The 12,551-nt window shown below is 32.4% G+C and carries 13 protein-coding genes; 12 read left to right on the top strand and 1 reads right to left on the bottom strand.

Going from position 1 to position 12,551, the window contains the following annotated elements; genetic code table 11:
• Positions 1 to 285 precede the first annotated feature (285 nt).
• The 6 genes from ftsE (at position 286) to A3M9_RS0108580 (ending at position 5,779) form a co-directional block, all read left to right on the top strand.
• Positions 286 to 972, top strand: a complete 687-nt coding sequence (ftsE, locus tag A3M9_RS0108555; protein ID WP_027308862.1) for a cell division ATP-binding protein FtsE — start codon at positions 286 to 288, stop codon at positions 970 to 972.
• The gene (gene ftsX, locus A3M9_RS0108560) at positions 962 to 1,849 is read left to right on the top strand and encodes a permease-like cell division protein FtsX (protein ID WP_027308863.1); all 888 of its coding nucleotides are present in this window, start codon (positions 962 to 964) and stop codon (positions 1,847 to 1,849) included. Before ftsE ends, ftsX begins: the two co-directional genes overlap by 11 nt.
• A 23-nt stretch (positions 1,850 to 1,872) precedes the next feature.
• Complete coding sequence (locus A3M9_RS0108565) at positions 1,873 to 3,030, top strand: murein hydrolase activator EnvC (protein ID WP_027308864.1); 1,158 nt, start codon at positions 1,873 to 1,875, stop codon at positions 3,028 to 3,030.
• A gap of 364 nt (positions 3,031 to 3,394) precedes the next feature.
• Positions 3,395 to 3,838 carry a VanZ family protein gene (locus A3M9_RS0108570; protein WP_027308865.1) on the top strand — a complete coding sequence of 148 codons (444 nt, stop codon included), beginning with the start codon at positions 3,395 to 3,397 and terminating at the stop codon, positions 3,836 to 3,838.
• Between the two features lie 44 nt (positions 3,839 to 3,882).
• Positions 3,883 to 4,716: a hypothetical protein gene (locus tag A3M9_RS0108575; RefSeq protein WP_027308866.1), complete on the top strand. Its 834-nt coding sequence runs from the start codon at positions 3,883 to 3,885 to the stop codon at positions 4,714 to 4,716.
• A gap of 124 nt (positions 4,717 to 4,840) precedes the next feature.
• Positions 4,841 to 5,779 carry a DUF2140 family protein gene (locus tag A3M9_RS0108580; RefSeq protein ID WP_027308867.1) on the top strand — a complete coding sequence of 313 codons (939 nt, stop codon included), beginning with the start codon at positions 4,841 to 4,843 and terminating at the stop codon, positions 5,777 to 5,779.
• Between the two features lie 52 nt (positions 5,780 to 5,831).
• Here the strand turns inward: A3M9_RS0108580 and A3M9_RS0108585 are convergent, their stop codons facing one another.
• Positions 5,832 to 7,295: an aminotransferase class I/II-fold pyridoxal phosphate-dependent enzyme gene (locus tag A3M9_RS0108585; RefSeq protein WP_027308868.1), complete on the bottom strand. Its 1,464-nt coding sequence runs from the start codon at positions 7,293 to 7,295 to the stop codon at positions 5,832 to 5,834.
• Between the two features lie 184 nt (positions 7,296 to 7,479).
• On the opposite strand from A3M9_RS0108585, the gene A3M9_RS0108590 reads away from it, so the two are divergent.
• The 6 genes from A3M9_RS0108590 (at position 7,480) to A3M9_RS0108615 (ending at position 12,326) form a co-directional block, all read left to right on the top strand.
• Positions 7,480 to 8,061, top strand: a complete 582-nt coding sequence (locus tag A3M9_RS0108590; RefSeq protein ID WP_027308869.1) for a 50S ribosomal protein L25 — start codon at positions 7,480 to 7,482, stop codon at positions 8,059 to 8,061.
• 102 nt (positions 8,062 to 8,163) lie between these two features.
• On the top strand, positions 8,164 to 8,949 hold the full coding sequence (locus tag A3M9_RS0108595) for a hypothetical protein (RefSeq protein ID WP_027308870.1): 786 nt from the start codon (positions 8,164 to 8,166) through the stop codon (positions 8,947 to 8,949).
• Between the two features lie 152 nt (positions 8,950 to 9,101).
• A complete protein-coding gene (locus A3M9_RS0108600; protein WP_027308871.1) occupies positions 9,102 to 10,169 on the top strand; it encodes a tetratricopeptide repeat protein in 1,068 nt (355 codons plus the stop codon).
• A gap of 2 nt (positions 10,170 to 10,171) precedes the next feature.
• Complete coding sequence (locus A3M9_RS0108605; RefSeq protein ID WP_027308872.1) at positions 10,172 to 10,855, top strand: YveK family protein; 684 nt, start codon at positions 10,172 to 10,174, stop codon at positions 10,853 to 10,855.
• 11 nt (positions 10,856 to 10,866) lie between these two features.
• Entirely contained in the window at positions 10,867 to 11,553 is a 687-nt protein-coding gene (locus A3M9_RS0108610) for a CpsD/CapB family tyrosine-protein kinase (protein WP_027308873.1), read from the top strand.
• Complete coding sequence (locus A3M9_RS0108615; protein ID WP_027308874.1) at positions 11,550 to 12,326, top strand: tyrosine-protein phosphatase; 777 nt, start codon at positions 11,550 to 11,552, stop codon at positions 12,324 to 12,326. Before A3M9_RS0108610 ends, A3M9_RS0108615 begins: the two co-directional genes overlap by 4 nt.
• Positions 12,327 to 12,551 lie beyond the last annotated feature (225 nt).

A 12,551-nucleotide genomic window follows, 5' to 3' on the forward strand; every position in this document is an offset into this window, starting at 1 on the left:
ATAATAAAAATAGGGCTCAAAAACAAAGCCCTATATAGATTGAATTAACAAATATTAATATATTTTTAATGCTACGCATTTTACATTAATAACTTTTTATGCATTTTATTAAATTAAGTTGAATATTTATAAAAAACGTCATTAAAAGCCACTATTTTTTCGGAGCTCTTGGTGGCACTTTTTTAAAAAATTTTTTCACACAAAAAAACAAATTTATGTTATTATATATGTTGTAGAAAAATATATAACTATTATACAATACGACGAAATAAGGAGTTGTTGCTGATGATAGAACTTAAAAATGTTTCAAAGGTCTACAAAAACAACCACATAGCACTATCAAATGTCAATTTTAAAGTGCAAAAGGGTGAATTTGTGTTTTTGGTTGGACCAAGTGGTGCAGGTAAATCAACAATTTTAAAACTTCTAATGAAGGAGATAGAACCTACAAGTGGAGATATAGTTGTAAATAATGTAAATATAACAAATTTAAAAAGAAAAGAAATCCCATATTACAGAAGAAGTATAGGGGTAGTATTCCAAGACTTTAGACTTCTTCCTGATAAAACAGTTTATGAAAATGTAGAGTTTGCAATGCAAATAGTTGAGGCAAGCCACAAGGACATAAAAAAGAGGGTGCCCCAAGTATTAGATATGGTTGGATTATATAGCAAACAAAAAAATTACCCACACCAATTATCAGGTGGAGAACAGCAGAGGGTTGCTATTGCAAGAGCAATAGTAAACAACCCAAAGCTTTTAATATGTGATGAGCCAACAGGAAACCTTGACCCAGATACAGCACAGGAGATTATGAGTCTAATAAACGATATAAATAAAAGCGGAACTACGGTTCTTATGGTAACCCACGCAAAGGATCTTGTTGATAGAATGAAAAAGAGAGTTATAGCAATAGAAAAGGGTGTAATAGTAAGAGATCAGCAAAGAGGTGTATACGGATATGAGGATTAATACGATAAAGTACTATATAAAAGAATCATTAAAAAGTGTGTATAGAAACAGAATAATGAGTCTTGCATCAATCACAACAGTTGCAGCAACACTATTTATACTTGGTGTTTTTATGGCACTTGCAATAAACGTTAATCGCTTTGCAGCAAATGTTGAGGATATGATTGAAATAACAGCCTTTCTAAAGGATGATGTAACAACATTAAAACAGCAGGAGCTTGAGAGACAAATAAGAGAAATACAGGGTGTTGTAAGTGTAGAATATGAATCAAAGGAAAAGGCACTTGAAAAATTTAAAGAACAGCTTGGAGAAAATAAGGACCTTGCAAAGGGCCTTGAAGAATCTAATCCACTACCAGCATCCTTTATAATAAAGGTTGACAGCCCAGACAGCGTAGAATATGTAAGCCCAAGAATAGCACAATTAGAGGGTGTACTTAAGGTAAAGGATGCTAAAAAAACAGTTCAAACCATAGGAAAGCTTGTAAAAATAGTTAGATATTCTTCAACTGTCCTAATGATAATTTTAGGTACAATTTCAATCTTCTTAATATCAAACACAATAAAGCTAACTGTCTTTGCAAGAAAAAGAGAAATAAGCATAATGAAATATATAGGTGCAACAGATTGGTTTATAAGATGGCCATTTATATTAGAAGGTTTACTTTTAGGCCTAATAGGAGGCTTTATAGCCGCACTTATTGTAGAGAATGCATATACCTATGCAGCAAATGCAATCAAGCACAACATAATGATATTTACTTTAGTACCACCTCAAGAGGCTGTTAAACAGTTTTGGTGGCAGTTTAGCCTTCTTGGAACTTTAATTGGAGGATTTGGAAGTTATATTTCTATAAGAAGATTCCTATCTGTATAAAAATTGGTTTGGGGGGATGGTTCTTGAAAAAGAGGATTGCTGTTGTTTTTATGACTTTAATGTTTACATTTTCATCTTCCTTTGTATTGGCTGATGAATTAAAGGAGAAGCAAAAACAGCTAAATGAAACAAAGAAAAACATAGAAAACCTAAAGGGAAAGATTGATGATGTAAAGGACAAGCAAGAAGATGTAGAAAAGGAAATAAATAATCTAAACAGTAAAATAGATAAGTTGCAAAATAGCATAGAGAACTTAGATAACCAAATAGCAGACACTAAAATGAGAATTAAACAGCTCAATAAAGAAATAAAACAGCTTGAAAAGGAATACGAAGAGCAGCAGGAACTGTATAAAGAAAGAATAAAGGTTATGTATATGAATGGACCTTCAAGTATTTTAGAAGTGTTATTGGACTCTCAGAGCTTTTCAGACTTTTTTGGACGAGCAGAGATTGTAAAGGCAATAGTAGAAAATGACAAAAACATATTAAAATGTATTGCGGAAAAAAAGGAGCAAATAGAAAACAAAGCAAAAGAGGTAACGCAAAAGCAGCAGAGATTATTGAGTATGCAATATGAATTATCATCTCAAAAAAGTCAGCTTGATGAGGCCTGCAGGGAACAAAGAAGGCTTTATGATAAACTTGAAAATGACAAGGCATATTTAGAAAGGGTACTAAAGGCTGAACAGGAGGAATCGAATCTGCTTGAAAAACAAATAAAGGAGATTCAGGCAAGACAAAAGAAAAACAATAACTTCGGCACTTTTTCAAAAACAGGTATTATTAAAGTAAGCGACTTAGGCTATATTCCAAAAGTAACATCACCCTTTGGAATGAGAATGCATCCAGTTTTAGGCTATGCAAGAATGCACAATGGTATGGATATTGCAGTTCCAACAGGCACACCAATATATGCAATGGCAAAGGGTGAGGTAATAATAGCACAGTATATGAATAGCTATGGGAACGTAGTTATAATAGACCACGGGGATGGATTAACCTCAACCTATGCCCATCTTTCAAGGATATCCGTTTCAGTTGGACAAGTTGTTGAAAAGGGACAGATGATTGGAAAATCAGGTAACACTGGTCTATCATCAGGTCCTCACCTACATTTTGAAATAAGAAAAAATGGTGTTCCTGTAGACCCAACACCTTATTATATAGTTGGACAATAAATAAAAAAACTGGCAGCCATATCACATATAACATTTGATATGGACTGTCAGTTTTCTTTATCTAGAAACATAAAATTAACAAAATTTATATAGTAAATTAATATGCATCCCTCCGCTATGCATAGTCCTGATGACCTCTCAGCTTGACACATCCTATCCTGAATTACGGTCTTTTTCTATGTCAAAATACAAGATTCAATAAATATAAATAAATATTTAAATTTTAAATCCCTTTGTTAAGAGTTTTTTAATTTAAGATAACAATTAAGTTTACTAACAAACTGATATGTTTTATAAAAATATATGGTATAATATAACAAATATTGGGTATTATATAAAATAAAACTGTATGAGGTAGATTGCAATGAAGCGTAAATTCCTATTTATTTTTTTATTGTTGTATATGTCATTTATATTTTACCTATCATCAGAACCTGCAAATATATCCCATAGTAGAAATAGAAAAATAATTGAAACAGTAAAGATAACAACAGGAAAGGATATTGATAAAAAGGTAGGTAGAGAACGCCTAAATTTTTATGTTAGGAAAAATGCCCATTTCTTTTTATTTATGTTCTTAGGAAGCCTATCCCTTTTATACATAAACCACATAAAAATAAAAAACAAGTTTTTAATAGCATTTATATTTTGTTTTTTATATGCTATATCAGATGAAGTACATCAGTATTTTGTCCCAGGTAGAGGGCCAAGAGTTATGGATGTATTTATTGATTCTGCGGGTGCACTTATTGGTATATCCTTTATCAAAATAATAAATTGGAAAAGTAAAAGAATTGTGGTAAAATAAAAACATTAATTAGTAACAAATACCTATCATAAGGGAGGATAACTATGCTAATTTTTACAAAGGCAGAGGGAAGGTTTAAGGAAATATCAGATAAATATATAAAAAAGAGCGAGGTTGCTCGAGTTTCACTACCCATTGAATACAAAGGTCAGCTCTATAGAGAAATACAGTTTAATAAAGTATTTTTAGGTAGTGTACGCCAAACTGTTAATGGCTACATATACGTTACAGAGGATGGACAAAAGGTAGAGGATGAAAGGGACATTAAGGAGCTCTCTTATCTTGCATATCAATTTGAAGTTCTATTTGATGATGTTTTCAGCGGAGGAATTCCAAAGGCGGTAACCGAAGAAAAACAACTAAAAAGAGAAGAGAAGGACTTTGAAAAAATGCTTGTAGCCCTTGATGCGCTTAAGGCGGAGGGGCTTGAAAAAACAGAAAAATTAAGGGATGCCTTCTTAAGGCTTACATATCTAAAGAGAGAAAACAACAAGGCACTTAAGGAACTAATAGATAAAGTAAACAGCCTATCAAATGAAAACATTGTCTTTAGCAAAAAAATATTAGATGAAATAATGCCCTACTATAGAGGTGCCCTTCTTAAGAATTTTGAAAAGATAAAGCTAATTGCCAAGACAAAGGACGAGATAGACGATGTTAGATCAGCCCTAAACAAAAAAAGAAAATCACTTAGATTTAGAATATCAGGCACAGAGCTTATGGACTGCCTAAATAGACTCGATTACGGCATAGACTACTTTAAAAAAGTTTTAACCGTATATGAACCAGTACTGGATATGAGTGATAAGGAATATATTAAATACCTTGATTCTATGGATAGAAAAAATGTTGAAGAGAAATTAAGCAAATTAAGATAGCCCACTTTATTGTGGGTTATATTTTTGATATTTAAATAAAAATAAGCTATTAAAAAGGCTTTAACTTTACCTATTTTATAAAGTATAATTATAGGATGGTAAATACAAATATAGGAGGTTTCATATGAAAAAGAAATGGCTTATACTAACACCTTTACTCTTAATAATATTATTACTTATTTCTCTTCCAATTCTTGCTGTATCTAAGCCCTATTCCTTTGAAGAGAGAAAGTCTACAGATTTAATGACCAAGTTCATAAAATCAGAAAAATTAGGAACAATTACAGCAACCGAAGATGATATTAATGGTTTTATAAACACATACTTAGAAAGGCACAAAAATTTATCAAAAATATCGATTGAAAAGGCAAATATAAAAATAGGCAATGCAGATATAGAACTAATAGCCCAAATATTATATCAAAAATATAGAGCACAGGTTTCCCTTAAGGGAAGTTTTGAAATAGATAATGAATATATTTATCTTAACCCAAGTAGTTTTAAGGTAGGAAGACTCAATGTTCCAAAATCCTTAGTATTCAATTTTCTAAAGGATAAACAAACCGATTTTATACAAGATGAAAAAATAAAGTTTCCAAAGGAAAAATTTCCTGTAAACATAACAGAAATATATTTAGAACCAAAACAAATAACAGTGAATTTTACAAAAAGGGAAAACTTGATTTTTAGCAAGCAAGAAGAAAATAACCAAAAGAGTCCACAAAATACAACCCAATCTCAAACTAAAACTCAAAAACAAACAAATACTACAACTCAAAATTCCAATAAAAAAATTGTATTAATAAATAAACTTAACTCTCAACTTGATAAAACATTATCTAATTTAAAATTAAAAGAGCAGAAGCAGATAATATATCAAATACAAAATACATTAAATTCAATGACTAAAACTTCTAAATACGATTACACAAAGGATATACCAAAGGTTAAGGCACTCTATAATAAATTAACACCTCAGCAGAAGGAAGAGTTTAAGCAGGTATTATTTAATAATGTCAGCATAGATTTGCTTTTTGAGTTAAAGTCAGTCTATGGTATGTAGTAAATAATATAAATGGGACAAAAAATGTAGAAGGCAGAATAAACTCTGCCTTCTACATTTCTAAAACCTTAATATATTCAACATTTGGATCTTCAGTTCCCTGCACATATAGGTTTGCATCCTTTAGAGCTTGAACATAATCTATAACCTCTTCGTTTATAATCTCACCAGGACATACAATTGGAATACCTGGAGGATATGCAAGAAGAAACTCTGCAGAAACAAGCCCAACACTTTCCTTTAATGGAACACATCTCTTTTTACCATTAAAGGCCTGTCTTGGAGTAACAGCCCTCTTTGGAATTCCTGGAAGATCAAGAACATTTCCTATTGCAGGTCTTGTTCCATAGTATCTATCAGAAATTTCCTTAAGAGCAGATATAAACTTATCCATCTTTTCCTTAGTATCTCCAAAGGAGCCAACCGCAAGTATGTTATATAAATCCGATAGCTCCATCTGTATATGGTATTCATCTGCAAGTATTTGGTCAAGCTCATATCCTGTAAGCCCAAGCCCCTTACAGTTTACTGTAATCTTAGTTGGGTCAAAGGAAAAGGCTCCAGGCTGTCCAAGTATCTCCTCACCAAAGCAGTATAGCCCCGGTATCTTATTTATCTCACGTCTTGCATAGGTTGCAAGTTCTATTGCCTTATCTAAAAGCTCCCTTCCTTTTGTTGCAATCTGCATTCTTGCAACATCAAGGGATGCCATAAGAGGGTAAGATGGGCTGGTTGTTTGAAGTAGATTCATAATCTGCTGAACTCTATTTATATCAACCCTTCCAGCTCTAACCTGTAAAAATGACGCCTGTGTCATTGCACCAATAATCTTATGGGTGCTTTGGGCACAAATATCAGCACCTGCCTGCATAGCAGACATAGGTAGTTTTTCGTTAAAACTACAGTGTGGTCCGTGGGCTTCATCAACTATAAGTGGAATGTCGTAGCTGTGTACAATATCTGCAATTTTCTTAATATCTGTTGCAACACCATAGTATGTAGGATTAATAATCAAAACTGCCTTTGCATCAGGGTTTTCCCTAAGAGTTTTTTCCACCGTCTCAGGTGTAACATTATGTGCAATACCAAGATTTTTATCAACCTCAGGTTGCATATAAACAGGAACTGCCCCAGATAAAATAATACCTGCTGTAACAGATTTATGTACATTTCTTGGGATTATTATCTTATCCCCTTCTCCCACAACAGACATAATCATAGCCTGAATTGCACCACTTGTTCCGTGGATTGAAATAAAGGCCATATCAGAACCATAGGCATCAGCCGCAAGCATCATTGCCTCCTTTATAGGCCCCTTTGGGTGGTGCAGGCTATCAACTAATTTAAATACAGTAACGTCGATTGAAAGTATGTTTGTACCAACAAACTCCTTAAACTTATTATCCATTCCATCGCCCTTTTTGTGCCCAGGTACATGGAAGGGAATAGTATCTCTCTTTACATATTCCATCAAAGCATCAAATATTGGTGTTTTAGTTTGATCCATCTTATACAATGTAATATCCACCCTCTTTCTTATAAAGTGAAACCTTAATAATTATATTCCACTCTATATAAAAATGCAATTATCTATATAAAATTTTTTCCTTAATTTTTAATAATATTCAATGTATAAAAAATAACTTTATAGGGAAAACTCCTCTAATGTAGTAGAGTGTTGTAAAAAAGGAGGAGTAAAAATGCAAATACAAGCAAAGGTTAGGCAAAGGGTTTCAAAGAGTGAAAACCATAGGCTTAGAAAAAGTGGCAAACTTCCTGCAGTTATATATGGACTAAACAGGGAAAACTTTAATATTGAGATTGCAATGGAGGATGTCTTTGAGGTCTTAAAAAAGGATGGTCCCCACGCAATAGTTGATATTAACGTAGATGGAAAACACGAAAATGCAATGATAAAGGATATACAGAGGGACCCAATTGATGGTAAGGTCCTCCACGTTGACTTTGAAAGGGTAGAGGGAAACAAAAAGGTACATACAAAGGTTCCAATAAACTACACAGGAGAGGACTACCTAAAATCCCGAGGCCTTTTAATTCAAAAGGAGATATCCTATGTTGAGGTTGATGCTCCAGCCGATAGAATACCAAAGAACATCACAATAGACCTATCCAGCATAACAGGAAACTACAAGGTAACCCTAAAGGATGTTGAAATAGCAGAGGAGATTGCAATAGACCTTTCAGAGAATGCCACAATAGCACAAATATATTATTTGAAAGAAGAAAAAAATCAGGATACAGTTGAAGTGCAGAGCCTATAAGCTCTGCTATTATTATACAAAATTTACATACAGAGCATTGAAAAAAAATAGAAATCAGTATAAAATATAATTATTAAAAAAACATAAAAAAGGAGGGCAAAAATGAAAAAGACTAAGAAATTATTTGCACTAATTTTAGCACTAACTTTTTTTGTATTTCCATTAACTGAAATTAGTGTACAAGCAAAAACAGCATTGCCAAAGGCAACAATAGCATCATCAGTTAAATCAACTTACCTTGTTTATGAACCAATTACAGCAACAGTAAACTCAAATTATGCAGGTAATGTTCAATACAGAGCATACTTGAAGAATTTAAGAACAGGAAAAATATATGATGTATTTACAACAAGCAGGGATAAATACTCAAGTGCTGTAAATGGAAGAACAAACTTTACATTTAAAACAAGAGCAACTGCTGAAGGAAGATACCAAATAGTTGTAATGGCAAAAAGAAGTGGCGTTAAGAAGTCATATGAATCAATTGCCTACTCAAAGGTTTTTACAGTAAAGGATGTAAAGGCAGCAATAACAAATGTTAGCTTAAAGGTAAATGGAAACAAGATAATAAATGGTTCAGTTTCTGGAAATACATTTAGCTTCAACTTATCAGGTCTAAGTGATAAAGACTCAATAACAAGACTTGTACTTACAGCAAATAAGGATGCAAAGGTAAGTATATTAGGAGTAGAAATTTCACTTACTGCTTATCAACCAAAGGAAATATCACTATCTATGTTAGGAATAAAGGATAATGGAGTAGAGGGTGCAACACTTGCAACACTAAGAAGCATTAAGCAAGATTCAAACGGATATATTTCAAGAAATATACAGCTTCTTGCAGACGGCAAAAATTATACATATGTAATAAAGGCAAAGATAAAATAACACATTAATAAACTTAAGCAAAGTGCAGGATTTAAAATATATACCCTGCACTTTGCTTTTTAATTAGTTTCAAAAAAATATTAAATTTTATTGTAAAATAAATGTATTTGTATTAAAATATAATTTGTTAAAGTTCTAAAAGGGGTGATTTGTTGAATTACGTAGATTACATAAAAAAAGAAGTCGAAAAAATACTTTTTATTGAAATAGAAAGGGATATAAATTTTAAAATAAAAAATAACTTCACATTAAAAAAGGGTGAATATCCAATATATGCTGAAAAACTAAAGGAGATGGCCCTAAGCGGTACATCAAACATAAATTTAACATATATATTAGAAGGAATTATTACCATACTTGGAGTTGACGAAAACTTCAAATATAAGGACCTATATTTATCTACACTAAAGAACATAGATGGAATAGAGAGCTACATAATATCCCAAATAGAAAAAAATAAGCAAAACAACCTAAAAAAATCCCTAATATATGCCAACACATTAATAAAAATAAACAATAGTGAAACAAATCAAATAAACAGGATTTATCTTTTATTTGACCTTCAGGCAAAAACAGGGTTAGACTTTAAGGATGAAATAGAAAAATCCCTAAAGGATGTCTTAAAAACAAACATAGAAAACCCCACCGCCAATTACAATTTAGCCCTACTTTACCTAAATTTCGACAGAGATTTAGCAAAATACCACTTAAGAAAATGCCTAAATTACCCGATAACTAAAAAGGAGGCAGAGGAGCTTTTATATAAGATAGAATTGGTTGAAAACTTTGATAGGGCAGTAGATTTAATAAAGCAGCAGCAGTATAAGGAGGCTCTAAACATACTTATTCCACTAATAGAAGAGGAGCCACAAAACCTAAATGCAATATACTACACAGCCCTATGCTACAGAAACCTAAATCTAAACGAAAAGGCTCTTTACTACCTCTATATGTTAAAGGACCAACCAGAGAGGCCTGAGGTTCTTATTGAAATAGGACTAAACCTTGCATCTTTATCCTATTTTGAAGATGCATTAGAATATTTTAAGGATGCACTCAAATTAAAGCCCAATGACCAAACTATAATTTCAAACATTGGTGTTTGCTATTATTATTTAGGACAAGTTGATAAGGCAAAGGAGGCCTTTGAACTCTCATTAAAGCTTAATAAAGATGACGAAGTAACCAAAAAGTGGTTAGAACTTATAAAGGAGGACTAAAGATGGAACAAGAAATGACGCTGGATTTAACAGAATTGTTTGCAATTATTAAAAAAAGATTATGGCTTATTGTTTCAATAACCCTTATTACAACATTAATTTCAGCATTACTTAGCTTTTTTGTTTTAACTCCAATATATGAAGCAAAGATAAGCATATTCCTTGGACGTGAAAGAACTGCAGAATCATTAAAAACAGACTACAACGAAGTTTTAATGTTTCAAAAACTATCAAAGACCTATGCAGAGATTGCAAAGTCTAAGACTGTTGCAGAAAAGACATTAAAGGAATTAAATAAAGATGTACAAGCTGATGTATTACTAAATAATTTAACTGCAACACCACAACCAGATACACAGATGCTTGTTTTAAAATATCAATCAAAGGACCCACAGGATGCAGCATTAACACTTAATACTCACGCTAAGAACTTTATTGAGGAATCAAAAAGATTCTACCCAGACGGTAATGTACAAATTGTAGATGCAGCACAAGTACCACAAAATCCTGTTAAGCCAAAAAAGATGCTTAACATAGCAATCGCCTTTGTACTTGGAGTAATGCTATCCCTTGGACTTGTGTTTATTCTTGAATATATGGATACAACAGTAAAAACAGAAGATGAAATAGAAAAACTACTTGATATACCAGTAATAGGAATAATACCAAAGAATTTAGAAGAATAGGGTGATGATATATGTCAAATTTTATTGTTGAAAAAAATCCAAAATCTCCAATATCCGAATCCTATAGAACACTTAGAACAAACATACAGTTCTCATCCTTTGATAAGGATATAAAGACAATAGTTGTAACAAGCTCTGCACCAGGAGAAGGTAAGAGCACAACTGTTGGCAACCTTGCACTTGTTATGGCACAGTCGGGCAAAAAGGTTCTTTTGATTGATGCAGACCTAAGAAAGCCAACAGTTCATAAAAAGTTTAAACTCTCAAACCAAACAGGACTTACAAATATATTAATAGAGGACAAAAATCCCTTTGAGGTTATACAAAAATACAGCGACAATCTTTATATCTTAACAAGTGGAATACTTCCTCCAAACCCTGCGGAGGTTGTTGCATCAAACAAGCTTAAAAACTTTATAAATGAAATGAAAAATCACTTTGACTATATACTTCTTGACTCACCACCTGTTATTGCAGTAACAGATGCACAAATACTTTCAAGCTTTTTAGATGGAGTTATACTTGTTGTATCAAGTGGTGAGGCTGAAAAGGAACTTGTTAAAAAGGCAAAGGATCTTCTTGACAAGGTAAATGCTAATATAATAGGTGTTGTATTAAACAAGCTTGAATTAAAATCAAGGAAGGGCTATGGATATTATTACTACTATTATGGTGAAGAAGGAAGTGCTAAAAAATGATAGATATTCACAGCCACCTACTCCCAGAAATAGATGACGGAGCAGACAACATAGATACGACAATTGAGATGATAAAAATATATAAATCACAGGGGGTTGACAAAGTTATTGCAACCCCCCATTTTTACCCATCCTACTTTGAAAACACAAGAGATGTAATAAAGAGGGAAGTAGAAAAAGTAAACATCCTGCTAAAGGAAAAAAACATAGACTTTACAATCCTTCCTGGAAGTGAAGTATATGCCACAAGGGACACACTTTTGGACCTTAAGGAGGGAAGAATCCAAACCCTAAACGATTCAAGATATATACTTATGGAGTTTGACTATAGAAGGTTTCCTGATTACGGTTTTGACCTTATATATGAAATAGGTCTTTTAGGATATAGAGTGGTTGTCGCCCACCCCGAGAGATACCATTATGTCATAAAGGATATAACCTTTTTAAACAAACTAATAGACGAAGGATGCTTAATTCAGATTAACTCCTCAAGCCTTACAGGCGTTTTTGGAAAGGACGTAAAAAAAACAGCCCTAAGAATAGCTGAAAATGGCTCCTTTAATTTTTTAGCAACCGATGCCCACACCCAAAACATAAGAGGCCCACACTTTGAAGATGCCCTTAAGATTCTTAATAAATTAAAAAAAGATTATTATCAAACATTATCATATAATGCTGAAATGTTAATAAAAAATGTCGAAATATGTAGCGAACTTAACAAAATCAAAGAAAAACGAAGTATTTTTAATATTTTTAGAGCAACAAAATTATAATTATGAAATATATAATTATTTCGTAATTATTATAAAAATTTAAAAGTTTATTCAAAAATATTTCATATGTTATCATTAAATAGCGATTGGTGATCTGTGAAGCTTACTCTGTATCTGGGCCCTTGGAGTAGGTGGAGATAGTAGGGCACCCACCACCAGATATTTTTTATTTGGAGGTGGTTTGTTTTTTTGAAGCAGTAAATATAAAAAACAAGTCTGTATATA

The organism is Caloramator sp. ALD01, from assembly GCF_000472625.1.
Taxonomy (GTDB): Bacteria; Bacillota; Clostridia; order Clostridiales; family Caloramatoraceae; genus Thermobrachium; species Thermobrachium proteoclasticum.